We start from the raw sequence: 14,871 nt of genomic DNA, 5'->3' as shown, positions 1-14,871 counted from the left end.
ATCTTGCATCAACAAACATTGTCACCAAAGGGATGTGTGTATGACGCTGGTTCACTCTGTGATGGTGTCATTCCAGCGCCCCTATGATGTCATCCGAGTAGCTCCTTTTTTTGTCATCCGAGTAGCTGACACTGGTTCACTCTATAATAGTATCATCCGAGTAGCCCCTTCTTGTATCTTGTCAAAAGCATCTAATGTTTTAAGCTTAAGCATTAGGTGGAGAAGGGAGGAACTCTGTGCTTCTTCTTAGATATAAAATCTGTAGAGGAGATAAGAATTCCCTTCTCAAAAGTATAGGCTGGAAGGTATCGTAGAAAGACCTGAATGGTTCTAATTCTGTATTCACAAGACTAGCCTTACTTTTCATTTTTAATGGTAACGTATGGGGTTATATATGATCAACAACTTTTTGGGCATAGATATATCAAAAGATCGCTTTGATGTTTTTCTCTCATTTATAAGCAAAAAAGGAAAGCGTGAAACTAGAAAAAGAAGCTTTAAGAACGATGGTTTCAAAGTCTACTGAATTTTCTACACAAACATAATGTAGAAAAAGTAAAAACCTGCATGGAATCTACTGGTTGTTATAGCGAAGCACTGGCTGAATTTCTACACAATGCTGGACATTTTGTAAGTGTTGTAAATCCTTATTGCATAAAATCTTATGCAAGGAGTAAGCTGATACGACAAAAGAATGATCAGACCGATGCAGAAGTTATTGCTGATTATTGCCAAAGACAGGAACCTTCTAGTTGGACACCACCTTCTCCTGAAATGAAAAAATTAAAACATCTTTATCGTTGCTCAGTTGCGTTAAAAGATGAGTTAACATTAGTAAATAACCACTTAGAAAAAAAAGAGAGACTGCCTAAAGAAGTTGCAAATGCTTGGGAAGACCTTGCAATGAATATAGCTCAAAAAATAGAAACAATAAAAAACTCCGTACGTGAACTATTAAATCAACACAAAGAATTGTTGGAAAATTTTCAACTTCTATTGACTATTCCAGGCATAGGAGAAGAATCAGCAATAGCTATTTTAGCTGAAGTTTCTGATATAGAGGTTTTTAGAGATGCCAGGCAATTGGCAGCATATACAGGAGTTATACCACGAAATATGACGTCAGGTTCCTCTGTATATGCCAAACCCAGATTAAGTAAATCCGGTTCACAAACATTACGTAAGGCACTTTTCTTTCCTGCCATAGTAGCTAAGAATCACAATCCTATCATTATGAGCTTTTGCCAAAGATTAAAGGAAAAGGGTAAGCATAATATGGCCATCGTTGGTGCTGCAATGCGTAAGCTACTCCATATCATTTTCGGTATTCTGACATCCAAAAGTGCTTTTGATCCTAACCATATCAAAAACTACAGGGCTAGGAGGTTGACTGAAGGTTTAGTACTTTAAAATCAAAAATGCTTCCTATCTATCTTATGTAAAGTGGTATCTTACACAAATTTATTGAATGTTGTTGGTTAGTGGATATGTTGATAAGTAAACTTCATCTGTTTTGTGCGTATAAAACTAATTTACTTATCAACATATCCACTAACTATAATCTGTGTACTGTTACACAATTGGAAGTATTTTTTGATTTTATGATGCAACTTGGGAAATTTTTATAATTTTTTTGTTGACTAACAAGACGGTATCTCCTGTCATTCTAGTGCTCCTTTTTTTGTCATCCGAGTAGCCCCTCTTCTGTCATCCGAGTAGCTGACACTGGGATCTCATTTTACTCTATAATGGCAGTGCTCCTTTCTCGTCATCCCAGTGCCCAGACTACTTGGATCCAGGAAACTTAACTCTACACCAAGTAAATGTACAATAAGAACTAGATTCCAGACTGGAATGACACCCTACTTAACCGTCATACCGCCGCGGTATCTCTTAGCATAGATCCCGCTAACAAGCAGCGGGATGACGAATTACTTAACCATTATACCGCCGCGGTATCTCTAGATCCCGCTAACACCTTACTATTACCCACAAATATAAATGTTTGTTGCATAGCTCTTAATGGCATAACTTTTGCTTGAAATAACTGTTTATATGGTGCAATTTACAGCTTTTAGTTGCTAAAATTATAACTCTTAATTTAATAATTTTAATCCAATAAGCTTTCAGGTTAATAAAATTAAATTATTTGAGTAAATACAATACCATGTCTTTATTTGTGGGTAATAGTAAGCGCTAACACGTAGCGGGATGACGAGATGCCACCGCGAACCGTCATACCGCGATTCATTCGCGGTATCTCTTAGCCGCTAATACGTAGCGGGATGACGGTTGTCGGTAGGCCTAAATTACTTTAGCCATAAATATTTAAGAAATTTACCAAACGAAAAAAAAGGCAAAAGAAGCCCCGAGTAGCGAGTTTTGACTCTATATTACTGTAAGTGGCGCTGTAATAATGTGCTGACGCTTAGTTTAAGCGCGATTTGGCTGAATGTAGAAAAAATAAAAAAGACATGCAGCCGCTATAATTTTATCTAATCCGCCAATAAATACCCTGAGTTTTTTACTGAATTTTTGTTGTTGAACCTGCGCAGATCAAAAACAAGTTTTGAGTCATAAATACCCTTATTATCATAATAAGGGGGCTGGCGGAGTTTGTCAAGGAAGTTTTTGTATTTTAATTTTAGAATTTTATAGGCTTTTGTTTTCATGAAATTATGTTCTCATGGGTAAATTAATGTTATCCTTTTTTGTTGATCTAAAGTTTTTTATGTTCATACACTTACGTGTTCATAGTGTTTATTCGCTGCTTGAAAGCTCTGTTAAAATTGAGGAGCTGATAGGCCTTTGTTTGCGAAATAAAATGCCAGCGGTTGCAATTACTGATTCAGGCAACTTGTTTGGCTCGCTCGAATTTTCAGAATATGCAGCAAGTAGGGGAATACAGCTAATAATAGGATGCAATATTATAGTTAAACATTCAGAACAAAATTTACCTATATTATTGCTTGCAAAAAATGAGCAAGGGTACACTAATTTAGTCACTTTGGTGAGTGAGTCTTTTAAAAAGCGCAAGAATAACAGCGATATTCCTTACGTTGATTTTGATGAGCTATTGAATTTAAGTATGGGTCTGATCGCTTTAACCGGTGGATGTTTGGCTCAACTATTGTTGGGGCAAGATAAAGAAACGGTTGAAAAACTGCTTTCAGCATTCGATGGTCATTTATATGTTGAATTGCAGCGTCATGGGCTGAATAAAGAGCTAGAGCTTGAAGAAGCTTTAATAGATTTTGCTTATCAGCGCAATGTACCACTGGTTGCAACGAACGATGTGTTTTTTCCAAATAGGTCTGATTATGAGGCTTATGACATATTAACGTGCATATCGGAGGGGAGTTATGCCCTGGAGAATAACAGAAAGAAGTTAACTACCGAGCATTACTTCAAATCTGTGGCAGAAATGGAGGAGCTGTTTAGCGACATTCCCGAAGCAATTCATAACACTTTAGTGATAGCTAAGCGGTGCTCTTACATGCCAAGAAGCAGGCAGCCTATCTTGCCTAAATTTCCTTGTCGAGAAAATAAAACTGAGAATGAAGAACTGAGGGAGCAGGCAGTTGCAGGATTGAAGCTGCGTATTGCAAAATCCTCTTCTGTCACCAGAACACCCTCCACTGTCATCCCAGTACTTGATACTGGGATCCAGAGAGATTCCAGCGTCACGCGCTGGAATGACACCAAACCAGATGATGACACACAACATGATATCGATTTCAAGCAATACTACGACAGGTTAGATTATGAACTAAGCGTAATAACTTCGATGAACTACGCTGGCTACTTTTTGATAGTTTCTGATTTCATTCGTTGGAGCAAAGCAAATGGCATTCCAGTTGGTCCAGGAAGAGGCTCTGGTGCTGGATCAATTGTTGCTTGGAGCTTACAGATTACAGACCTTGATCCAATAAAGTTTGGCCTAATATTTGAAAGGTTTTTAAATCCCGATCGTGTATCAATGCCTGACTTTGATATCGATTTCTGCCAAGAGAAAAGGGACCTGGTTATTGATTATGTTCAGAAAAAGTACGGTTATGTTGCTCAAATAATCACTTTTGGAAAATTGCAAGCAAGGGCAGTATTGCGTGATGTTGGTAGAGTATTGCAAATGCCTTACTCTCAAGTGGATAAAATATCTAAAATGGTTCCATTTAATCCAGTAAATCCTGTAACTTTATCGCAAGCGATAGAGCTTGATCAAAACCTGCAGAAAGAACGGGATAGTGATGAGGTAATTGCAAAGCTTCTTGATATATCACTAAAGCTTGAAGGAATATATCGTCACGTTTCAACTCATGCTGCTGGAATTGTAATATGTGATCAAAAGTTGGAAAATTTTGTTCCTGTGTACTACGATCCAAATTCGGCTCTGCCAATCACTCAATACAGCATGAAATATGTGGAGAAAGCTGGGTTAATAAAATTTGATTTTCTTGGACTTGGTACGCTAACACTAATAGATCATGTATGTCGTTTAATTAATCGTGATGAAAAAAAGATCGATATTTCTTCAGTTCCTTTGAATGATCAAAAAACCTATGAGATGCTCTCTAGCGGTGATTCAATTGGAGTGTTCCAGCTTGAAAGTTCGGGAATGAGAGAAGCTTTAATCAAATTAAAGCCAGATTGCATTGAAGATATTATCGCTTTAATTTCCCTTTATCGTCCAGGACCTATGGATAACATTCCAACTTATGTTGCAAGAAAGCATGGACTTGAAAAGCCAGATTATATTCATCCGTTACTTGAAGGAGTGTTAAAAGAAACATTTGGGGTAATAATCTACCAGGAGCAGGTGATGGAAATAGCCCGTATTCTTTCCGGGTATAGCTTAGCGGAAGCAGATCTGCTGAGACGTGCCATGGGTAAGAAAATTAAGGAAGAGATGGATAAACAACGTGAACTTTTCATCCAAGGGGCAACGAAGAATGGCGTTGATTATGACAGGGCAAGTTATATCTTTGACCTTGTTGCAAAATTTGCTGGTTATGGATTTAATAAATCTCACGCAGCTGCATATGCGGTTATATCTTATCAAACGGCTTACCTTAAAGCTAATTATCCATTAGAATTTTTTACAGCACTAATGAATCTAAATATTGATGATAGAGATAAACTGAATTTATTTTATCATGCAGCAAAGTTTAGTGGCGTTACCGTTCTTCCACCTGATATAAACAAGTCTCAAGCTGAATTCTCAATAGAGGGTGAGTGCATACGTTATGGTATTGCTGCCTTGAGGAATGTTGGTTTTTCTATAGCAGAAGGAATAGTGAACACACGTTCAAGCGCTTATAAGGACATATGGGAATTCATTCAAAATTCAGGTCATATAATAAATAAGAGAGCGCTAGAAAGCCTAATTAAATCCGGGGCATTCGATAGCGTGCATAAGAACAGAAAGCAGCTATATGAGTCAATGGACATGCTGATTTACTTTGCAAATAAAAACAAACAGGATAGGGAATCAAGTCAAGCTGCTTTGTTTGGTAGTCTTGATGTCCTCAAACCGAAATTTGAGAATGTGGAAGATTTTGATGAAGAGGAAAAATTAGAGCATGAGTTATTTTCACTAGGATTTTATTTAACTAATCATCCACTTGAAAAATTTAGAATTCTTCTGGAAAAGTTAAATATTGGGTTTATCGGAGAAAATAGAACAGCAAAAACTGCTGGGGTAATATTAAATGCACGTATGAGAACTTCAGAGCGTGGAAGGTTTGTTATACTCACACTTTCTGATCCCCATAACGTTTCTGAAATAGCATTTTATAATAATGAAATAATAGAAGAAAAAAGAGATTTATTTTCACCAGGAACATTTGTGATAATTGATCTTGAAGCTTCGGAAAATACGACAAGATTAGCAGGCAAGGATATATCTGAGTTTACAAAAAGAATCGCTTCTACAATAAAGGAATTAGTTCTCACCACTGAGTGCACGGATTCGCAAAAAGCCGCTATGGAATTAAATGCAATATTGAAAGATAAAGGCAGAACCAAAATAATGCTAAAACTTCTTCTCGAAAAACATAAAGTGAGCATCTTATTACCAGGTGCATACTCAATTGCTCCTCAAGTTATTTATGAAATATCTAACTTAAGCTGGATTAAAGGCGTAGAAATTAATACAAATAACTTGCTTATATAAAAAAGCTTTATATAATGAAATATTTAATCGGTATTAAAGGAAGATATAGTGAATCTTTATGAATTTACTTTTATAGCACAACAAGGATTATTACAGCAAGAAGTAGAGGAGATGGTCCAAGAGCTAGCTGTTTCATTGAAAAATATTAAAGCAGATGTTATTTTCCAGAAGATCAAGAGTCTTATGGAAAGGCAAAATAGTACGCTTACAAAACAAGAGTTAGAAACGCGTGCTGAAGACATTAAAGAAGGTCTAGTTGCTTACTCTGATTTCTTGGAAGATCTTACAAAAATTTTATGGGTTGAATTGGAAGAAGATCTTTCAAATTTGAAAGAAGTGAAGTCAAAAATCGATAAAGAGTTGAAAGATGACCTAAAAGATTTAGGAATAACGCAAGATTTTATAAAATTTCTAGGAGGCAGTGAGCAAATTACTAAAAGTGCGTTTATCCATAATGCAGTAAATGCTTTGAAGAGAAATATTTCAGAACATCTAATAAAGATTTTTCAAGATATTTTGAAAGATTTTAGAATAAACGGTCCAACTCAATCGAGCAAAGCATTGGAGATGCTTTTGGAAAACATTGAAGCATCGGGATTAATCAAGTATGAACATTGGGGTCTTTTGGATTTTGCACATCCAATAAATAAGATGAAGAGCGGTCATTATTGTATAATGTGCATAAGTTCTACTGCAAACATTCTGGATGAATTTGTGCGTAGAATGAAACTTAATGAGAACGTTATTCGCCACTTGTCTGTGCAGGTTGATAAATTTTTTGAAGGTAAATCTTATATGATGAATAAACAAATTGAGGAGCAAAACGCATAATGATGAAAAGACGAAATAGTTTTAATAATTCTTACGTATCTGTAAATAATAGGACTGGCTTTAGGCGTTCTAAAGTTTGCCCTCTTGCTACGTCTAAAGATGAAGACATAGATTATAAGAATACAGATTTATTATCCAAGTTTACCTCTGACTATGGTAGGATATTACCTAGAAGGTTAACAGGCGTATGTGCAAAAAAACAAAGGAAGTTACGCTTAGCGATCATAAGGGCACGTTTTTTGGCTCTTGTTCCTTACTGTACTAAAAAAGTTTAGGTAATTTATGTTGATAATTTTAAAGGAAAATATAAGGACTTTAGGTAAGCTTGGTGAAGTTGTCAAAGTTAAACCAGGTTATGCACGTAATTTTCTTTTTCCACAAAGAAAAGCGGTGAAAGCTACCAAGGAAAATTTAACAAAGCTAGAGGAGCAACGTTTATTACTGGAAGAAGAGAATATAAAAAGATTAAATGTAGCAAAAGAGCTTGCATTGTCACTACATGATAAGTTTGTGGTATTGATAAAGCAAGCTTCAGAGGATGGTAAAATTTTTGGTTCTGTAACAACACGTGAAATTGCGAAAGTTTTACTACAAGAAGGACATGCGATAGATCATCGTAGTTTATCTTTTGGTGGAATAAGCATCAAAAACTTGGGTGAATACCAAGTAAACGTAGAATTACATAGTGAAGTAGTAGTACCAATTACTATATACGTCGTGAAATCCGAAACAGATGCGCATGAATTAAGGCAAGTAAAGTTGCAAAATCAGAAGTCTGAGCAACAAGAAGGTGAAGCAGTGGAGCAAGAAGATACAAATAACAAATAGCAGTGAATAAAATATATCAACTATTCCTGTCATTCCAGTGCCTTTTTTTTCTGTCATCCCAGTGCGTGACACTGGGATCTAGCATGTTCAAAGATAAGACGGGGGTCATTTAATGATCCCGCGCTATAGCCAAAAAGAAATGTCTTCCATTTGGGAGGAAAATAATAAATTTAATATATGGCTTAAAATAGAAAAATTAGCGTGTGAAGCTCAAGCAGAGTTAGGAGTGATTCCAAATAGTGTTGCTCAGAAGCTCTCTGGTGCTATTGAATTTGATATTGAACGTATCAACGAAATTGAATCCATTGTAAAACATGATGTTATAGCTTTTCTGACATATGTTGCTGAAAAAGCGGGAGTTGATGTTCGTTATCTCCACTATGGAATGACAAGTTCTGATGTTTTGGATACATGCCTTGCGGTGCAGTTGAAAGAGTCATGTGATATTTTACTCGGGAATCTAAAAAATTTACTTGCAGTATTGAAAAAAAAAGCTGAGGACTATAAAGATATTGTTTGTGTTGGGCGCAGTCATGGAATGCATGCAGAACCAACAACTCTTGGATTAAAATTTGCTAGATTTTATGCTGAATTTAAACGCAATTATCAGAGATTAATTAGCGCGCAAAAAGAGATCTCAATTTGTAAAATATCAGGTGCAGTAGGTAATTTTGCAAATGTTGATCCGTTTGTTGAAGAGTATGTAGCAAAAGAAATGGGACTCATACCTGAAACCATATCGTCTCAAGTCATTCCTCGTGATAGACATGCCATGTTCTTTTCGGTTTTGGGAGTGATTGCAAGCTCAATAGAAAATATTGCAATTGAAATTCGTCATTTGCAAAGAACTGAAATCGGCGAAATTTCTGAGCATTTTTCCATTGGGCAGAAGGGAAGCTCTGCTATGCCACACAAATGTAATCCTATTTTAAGTGAAAATCTGACGGGACTCTCACGTTTAATACGCAGTTATGTTTTTCCTGCGTTAGAAAATGTTGCATTGTGGCACGAACGTGATATATCACACTCGTCTGTGGAAAGATGCATTGCTCCTGATGCTTGTATAACAATGGATTTTGCTTTAGTGCGATTAACAGATTTGATAGATAAATTGGTAATCAATAAGGAAAACATTGAAAAGAACTTAAATTCTTCAAAAGGTTTAGTTTTCTCACAGCGTGTATTGCTTGAGTTAGTAAATAGTGGTTTGGCGAGGGAAGAGGCGTATAAAATTGTTCAGAGCAATGCAATGAAAGTGAAACAAAACAACAGTGATTTTCTGGCCGAATTGAAACAAGATAAACCTTTACTTAAGGTTATTAACTCGGAAAAACTTGAATCTTTGTTTGATTTGAAATATTATACAAAGCATGTAGGTCACATATATAGCAAGGTTTTCAATTAGGCTGAGTAGCTCAGTTGGTAGAGCAGGAGGATCATAATCTCTTGGTCGGGGGTTCAAGTCCCTCCTCAGCCACTCGAACTAAACTATGTTTAGCAAGATAGTGCTATTGGTGAAGTAGTGCGACCCAGTGTCAGCTACTTGGAATGGTTACGTTCAGTTGTATATCCACTTAGGTGTACAGTTTAGAGGAAAATGGATAAGAGATTGTGAAAAGGGTTTAGCTTTTGGCCTATGATCTCTTTAAATGACAGAATTTCACTACAAAACTTAACTTTCTTCTATGCAATTAGCTAAGTCAAGAAAGGTGAATCTATCTCTTGTTGCAAACGCAAGATCGACCACTTTACAATATTGTTCTTTATTCCAACTGAGGTGCTCTGGTAAGTGCGGAATTGATAGATCTTCAAATATTTTTTGCAGGTATTTTGCAGGTAGTAAATTTTGCTTAATTAAATTGGAAATATTAGTCCATTCTTTACAAATAATCTCTTGGATTTTTTGCTGCATAATTTGCTTCTGTTCAAAAGTTCTTACAAATTCGATATTATCAAAGCACTGAGTTATATGTTTTACATCTAAAGTGGTCGGGTTGATAATCGGGTTTTGTATTGATAATATTTTTTCCTGCAAATTAGCCATGGTAATCGTCGTAACAGCAATTTTTTCGCCATGTAGTGAGGAATGATCTCTTGTTACCATTTCCATTGCGTGAGCTATCATATGCTCTCCTTGGCTTGCAGAATAGCTGCCTTTTGATATTACCATTCCAAGTCCTGAAATTAGTAGAACTTCCATAAGTAATAGGACCACTTTTCTACTTCTTTTAGTAAGCGCCGTATACTCTCTTAGCAAAATTTGCTCCAAATCGCGAACAAGTGTAAAAGGTAATTCATTGTATTCTGTGCCAAGCAACAAATGAGATAGTAGCCAGTCAGCCTGAACTGTCGAACGGCAAATGAAATCTGCAAATCCGCTTAATGTGAGGCGCAGTGGTGCATTGGTAAGTATGTCTATATCTATATATATCGCTCTTGGAAGATGTGCTTTGAACGATTTTTTGTATCCATTTACTAATATTGAAGCATTTGCGGATGTATATCCATTCATGGAAGCGGCTGTTGGGAACGATATATAATCTTTTTTCTCGAGGTAGCTTGCATATTTGCAGATGTCGTTAACGGTGCCGCTACCAAATGCAACTATTAAGTCACTGTCTTTTGCTTTGTTTCTAACTAGATTTATGGTTTCAAGAGAGGCAAGTGAAAGATTAGTACCCATGGTTGGTGTCATTCCAGCGCATGACGCTGATTTTTTTTCCTGGATCCCAGTCTCGAAGGACTGGGATGATAAAATGTAGGGAGCATCCGAAATGATATGAGGTTTTGCAAGAGGCCTAATGGTATTGCTCGGGATAATTAAGTGAGAAATTTTATTAAATACGTTTTTGTTTAAAAGTTTTGCTGTATTTTCATCTGCAACTAGAAAGATGTCATTTCCGTGTCGTGTGCATATTTCATAGATATCATCAGCAAGGTGGTAATCTGTTATTACTTCTCTTAGAAAAGTTTGTTCGGTTTGATGTAATATTTGTTTTAAATAGTGCATAGAGTGTTTACAATATAGCAATATAATTATTTTAAGGTTGACATGAAAATTGACCCTGTAGAGCTAACTAAGAAATTGATCTCTTTTGAGAGTATAACACCAAGGGACGGCGGGGCAATAGAGCATATAGCAACAATCTTTAAGAAAAGTGGCTTTGACTGTGAGATTTTAGAATTTGGTGATGATGGAACTAAAGTTAAAAATCTTTATGCGAAATATATAAATGGAGTACCAAATTTGTGCTTTGCTGGGCATGTTGATGTTGTACCACCGGGTCAGTTAAAAGATTGGGCATTTGGTCCATTTAATCCAGAAGTTAGAGATGGAATGCTATATGGAAGAGGAGCAGCTGATATGAAAAGCGGAATAGCTGCATTTATTGCTGCTATGGCAAATTTAATTGCAGAAAAGTTTCAATTTAATGGTTCGATAAGTGCATTGATTACCAGTGCTGAAGAAAGCACGGAAGAATATGGAACAAAGGCAGTTTTGGAATGGATGAAAAGTAAGCAAAAAAAGATAGATTTTTGTGTAGTTGCCGAACCAACCAGTAGTGAGAAATTAGGTGATACCATAAAAATAGGCAGAAGAGGTTCTGTAACATTTGAATTAATTTGCCATGGAAAACAAGGACACGTTGCCTACCCAGACCTAGCAGATAATCCAATATATAAGGTAATATCGATATTGAGTAAGGTAAAAAATACTACTTTTGATCATGGTAATAAATATTTTCAGCCTTCACATTGCGAAGTTACTACTATCGATGTTGGAAATAATACTAGCAATCTAATACCTAGTTCAGCAACTACACGTTTTAACATTCGATATAACGATACACAAACACCTGACGGCTTATATAAGCTGATTGATGAAATATGCTCCAGTGTAACTAACGATTATAAACTTTCTATGCATAGCAGCAGGGACGTTTTCCTCTCTACTCCTGATAGAAATACTGATATTATGCTTGATGCGATAAATAAAGTTACCAGTATTGATGCTGTGCTGAGCACAAGTGGTGGCACATCTGACGCTGCGTTTATCAAAGATGTTTGTCCAGTGATTGAATTTGGTATAATCAACAAAACCGCACATCAGATAAACGAATGCGTATTAGTAAATGATATACATAAATTAACAGCTATATATAAGGAATTTATAGAAAATTATTTCAATCCCACTAATAAAATATTGAGTCAGGTCAACGTAGTTAGTAATATATCTAGTGGTCCATTGTTAGCTTAGATGTAATCAGATCTCTTGCATAACTGTTGTTTGAGTAACAACTGCCAGCGTGTGACGTTAGAATCCAAAAACCATGAGAGCTACAAAAACCACTTGACAAACTCCGCCAGCCCCCTTATCATGAAAATAAAGCTATTTATTTATCTTCTCTGTACAGATTAAATGACAAAAAAACTCAACGTATTTGGCGTCTCATGTTTAATTTTTTGCACTATGTGCACTCTATGTCTTTATCAAATTTCTAGGTTTTTACCTATACAAGCTGAAATACGCTTATAAAGCATTTAAAACATTAAAAAACGCCAACTTAAAAAATGGATAGTGAATAATTAGCTACCCTAGGGTTTCTTTTGCCTTTTTTTCTGTTTAGTAAATTTCTTAAATATTTATGACTAAAGGTTAGTTGCATTAAAAAGCAGCTAAATCGCGGTTATTAAGCGTTTAGAATAAAAAAACGCCATACTTGAAAGTATAATGTAAGTAATTAGCCAACCACGGGGCTTCTTTTGCCTTTTTTTCCATTTGGTAAATTTCTTAATATTTGTAGCTAGAGACTCTCATCTTTAGCGAGCTTCAAGGTAATTGGTTGCTATTTGCGAAAATATTTGCATAATTTAAGCAACATTAATTGATAAAAATTAACTATGGAGCTTAATAAGATTGCAGCATCGATTTTACTTTCTGGGCTAATCATTATGATAGTCAGCAACGTAGTTGATATGCTGTATAGTCCAGAGGAATATAAGATTGAACACCAAACGATAGTAGCTGCTGGTAACAATGAGTTCCAGCAAAAAATCGAGCAAGTGGCGCTCGATATTGGAGCGCTCATGCAGAATGCTAGCTTTGAAAAAGGCAAGTCAGCAGCGAAGAAATGTATAGCCTGCCATAGTTTTGAGAAAGGTGGAATGAATAAAGTAGGACCAAACTTATGGAACGTAGTTGGAAACAAAAAGGCTCATCTTGGTAACTCATTCAATTACTCAAAAGCAGTGCTTGAAAGAGGTGGAAAATGGGGGTATGAGGAGCTATTTGCTTTCTTAAAGAACCCAAAAGCCTATATAAAAGGTACACGTATGGCATTTGCAGGTATTTCCAATCCACAAGAAATTGCAGATCTAGTTAGTTATTTGCGTCAATTGAGTGATAACCCGGTTGCTTTGCCAAAGTAGTATGGATTATTGTAATGATGGAAATAATGGTCACATAGCATATCGAAAGCTACAAGGAAAGAAAGCTTCTGTAGTTTTTTTCGGTGGATTTGCATCTAATATGGATGGAACTAAAGCAACTGCTATTTACAAATTTTGCCAAGAAAACGATATAGCACTTGTGCTATTTGATTATTTTGGTCACGGTCATTCAAGTGGTGATTTTATTGATTACACGATAAGTGATTGGCAAGAAAATTGTGCTAAAGTGATAAGTGAATTAACTAGCGATAAACAAATAATTATAGGTTCAAGTATGGGAGGATGGCTGATGCTGCTCATTGCCCTTCAATTTTCAGAAAAAATTGCAGCATTAATCGGCATATCGTCTGCTCCTGATTTTACTGAAGATTTGATATTCAAGCAATTGTCAGGCAAGCAAAAAGAAGAACTAGGTTCTAAAGGTGTAATAGATTTTACTTCAGAGCATTGTACATACAAAATAACTAAAAATTTGATCGAAGATGGCAGAAAGAACCTTCTTTTAAACAGAGAAGCAATAGATATAAACTGTCCTGTGCGCTTATTGCATAGCATTAATGATAAAGATGTTCCTTATCAAACTTCATTGAATTTAGCTGAAAAAATTAAGTCAACCGATGTTGAAGTATACTTGATGAAATCAGCAGAGCACAACATGTCTGACAATCACTCACTGAAAGTTTTATTTAAGACCATTAGAGAATTTTTGCCAGCAAAAACATATAGGTAACCGTTCACAGATTTCCACTTAATTCTTCAATCGGGAGTGTTAAATAAACTGTGTCAAACCGAAAAAAAAGTAATAAATTGATATAAAAAAATGGAGGTTTGACAATGAGTCAGAAAGTAGTAAACAGAACTACCGGTTTGGTAGATTATAAAGAATTAGAAACAAATATCCTGTCGTCTATACGAGAAGGAAGACCGTTGACAGGAAGAGATGGAGCATTAACACCGTTTATAAAAAAGTTGCTGGAGGTAAGCCTGGAAGGTGAAATAGAAAACCACTTGTCGGCTGAAAGCGAAGAGAATAATCGAAGAAATGGGAGGAATGCAAAGACTTTACGTACAAGCGCAGGGTCATTTGAGCTTTTGACGCCAAGAGATAGGGAAGGAAGTTTCGAACCACAAATAGTCAAAAAAAGGCAAACAAACTTACATCCAGAGCTTGAAACGAAGATTTTGAGCACATTTGCCAGTGGTATGGGCTATAGAGATATAGTGTCACATGTTGAGGAAATTTATGATCACAAAATATCGGTGGCAGAGATATCAAGTATTACTGACAAATTGCTACCAGTAATCAACGAATGGCGTAGTCGCCCGCTGCAGTCTGTATATCCGATAGTTTTCATGGTTTTTTAAAGTCAAAGAGGACGGGCATTGCGTAAGTAAATGCATGTATAACATATTAGGCATAGATCAAAATGGCAAAAAAGAAGTATTAGGTTTTTATTTGGCTGAAAGTGAAGGAGCTAACTTCTGGTTGGGAGTGCTAAATGACCTCAAAGAAAGAGGAGATACCGTCTTGTTAGTCAACAAAAAAATTATAAAAATTTCCCAAGTTGCATCATAAAATCAAAAAATAC

9 protein-coding genes, 1 tRNA gene and 2 pseudogenes are annotated in these 14,871 nt (G+C 35.9%); 11 read left to right on the top strand and 1 reads right to left on the bottom strand.

Annotated features, from left to right (window positions below; all coding sequences use genetic code 11):
* Nucleotides 1-394 precede the first annotated feature (394 nt).
* The 7 genes and pseudogenes from ACFZP3_RS01620 to ACFZP3_RS01590 all read left to right on the top strand — a co-directional run bounded on the left by ACFZP3_RS01620 (nt 395) and on the right by ACFZP3_RS01590 (nt 9,308).
* Nucleotides 395-1,410 (top strand): annotated as a pseudogene (locus ACFZP3_RS01620) (IS110 family transposase).
* A 1,321-nt stretch (nt 1,411-2,731) separates the two neighbouring features.
* Complete coding sequence (dnaE, locus tag ACFZP3_RS01615; RefSeq protein WP_265016792.1) at nt 2,732-6,172, top strand: DNA polymerase III subunit alpha; 3,441 nt, start codon at nt 2,732-2,734, stop codon at nt 6,170-6,172.
* A gap of 48 nt (nt 6,173-6,220) precedes the next feature.
* Nucleotides 6,221-7,003: a 30S ribosomal protein S6 gene (gene rpsF, locus ACFZP3_RS01610; RefSeq protein ID WP_386086721.1), complete on the top strand. Its 783-nt coding sequence runs from the start codon at nt 6,221-6,223 to the stop codon at nt 7,001-7,003.
* Nucleotides 7,003-7,278 carry a 30S ribosomal protein S18 gene (rpsR, locus tag ACFZP3_RS01605; RefSeq protein WP_064125330.1) on the top strand — a complete coding sequence of 92 codons (276 nt, stop codon included), beginning with the start codon at nt 7,003-7,005 and terminating at the stop codon, nt 7,276-7,278. The genes rpsF and rpsR overlap by 1 nt, the downstream gene beginning before the upstream one ends.
* Before the next feature lie 7 nt (nt 7,279-7,285).
* Nucleotides 7,286-7,831: a 50S ribosomal protein L9 gene (gene rplI, locus ACFZP3_RS01600; protein ID WP_264735518.1), complete on the top strand. Its 546-nt coding sequence runs from the start codon at nt 7,286-7,288 to the stop codon at nt 7,829-7,831.
* 112 nt (nt 7,832-7,943) lie between these two features.
* On the top strand, nt 7,944-9,236 hold the full coding sequence (purB, locus tag ACFZP3_RS01595) for an adenylosuccinate lyase (RefSeq protein WP_253309630.1): 1,293 nt from the start codon (nt 7,944-7,946) through the stop codon (nt 9,234-9,236).
* Nucleotides 9,236-9,308, top strand: a tRNA-Met gene (locus ACFZP3_RS01590). The genes purB and ACFZP3_RS01590 overlap by 1 nt, the downstream gene beginning before the upstream one ends.
* A gap of 195 nt (nt 9,309-9,503) precedes the next feature.
* On the opposite strand, the gene ACFZP3_RS01585 is transcribed toward ACFZP3_RS01590, so the two are convergent.
* Nucleotides 9,504-10,841, bottom strand: coding sequence for an iron-containing alcohol dehydrogenase (locus ACFZP3_RS01585; protein ID WP_386086720.1), 1,338 nt, complete (start codon nt 10,839-10,841; stop codon nt 9,504-9,506).
* A gap of 42 nt (nt 10,842-10,883) precedes the next feature.
* Between ACFZP3_RS01585 and dapE the strand changes: the two genes are divergently transcribed.
* The 4 genes and pseudogenes from dapE to ACFZP3_RS01565 all read left to right on the top strand — a co-directional run.
* Nucleotides 10,884-12,089 (top strand): succinyl-diaminopimelate desuccinylase, encoded by a 1,206-nt coding sequence (gene dapE / locus ACFZP3_RS01580; RefSeq protein ID WP_253309628.1) that lies wholly within the window; start codon nt 10,884-10,886, stop codon nt 12,087-12,089.
* Nucleotides 12,090-12,733: 644 nt separating this feature from the next.
* Nucleotides 12,734-13,261 (top strand): c-type cytochrome, encoded by a 528-nt coding sequence (locus tag ACFZP3_RS01575; protein ID WP_253309627.1) that lies wholly within the window; start codon nt 12,734-12,736, stop codon nt 13,259-13,261.
* Nucleotide 13,262: 1 nt separating this feature from the next.
* Nucleotides 13,263-14,012: an alpha/beta hydrolase gene (locus ACFZP3_RS01570; protein WP_253309626.1), complete on the top strand. Its 750-nt coding sequence runs from the start codon at nt 13,263-13,265 to the stop codon at nt 14,010-14,012.
* 104 nt (nt 14,013-14,116) lie between these two features.
* Nucleotides 14,117-14,819, top strand: a pseudogene (locus tag ACFZP3_RS01565) (transposase); the annotation flags it as partial.
* Nucleotides 14,820-14,871: the final 52 nt, after the last annotated feature.

Source organism: Wolbachia endosymbiont (group A) of Norellia spinipes, from assembly GCF_964273535.1.
Note: the sequence above shows the minus strand (reverse complement) of the source record. Positions and strands in the feature narration are given on the sequence as shown.

Coding starts and splice junctions, on each gene's coding strand:
- rpsR (WP_064125330.1), top strand. CDS start 7,003: ATGATGAAAAGACGAAATAGTTTTAATAATTCTTACGTATCTGTAAAT.
- ACFZP3_RS01585 (WP_386086720.1), bottom strand. CDS start 10,841: ATGCACTATTTAAAACAAATATTACATCAAACCGAACAAACTTTTCTA.
- ACFZP3_RS01570 (WP_253309626.1), top strand. CDS start 13,263: ATGGATTATTGTAATGATGGAAATAATGGTCACATAGCATATCGAAAG.
- rplI (WP_264735518.1), top strand. CDS start 7,286: ATGTTGATAATTTTAAAGGAAAATATAAGGACTTTAGGTAAGCTTGGT.
- dapE (WP_253309628.1), top strand. CDS start 10,884: ATGAAAATTGACCCTGTAGAGCTAACTAAGAAATTGATCTCTTTTGAG.
- purB (WP_253309630.1), top strand. CDS start 7,944: ATGATCCCGCGCTATAGCCAAAAAGAAATGTCTTCCATTTGGGAGGAA.
- dnaE (WP_265016792.1), top strand. CDS start 2,732: ATGTTCATACACTTACGTGTTCATAGTGTTTATTCGCTGCTTGAAAGC.
- ACFZP3_RS01575 (WP_253309627.1), top strand. CDS start 12,734: ATGGAGCTTAATAAGATTGCAGCATCGATTTTACTTTCTGGGCTAATC.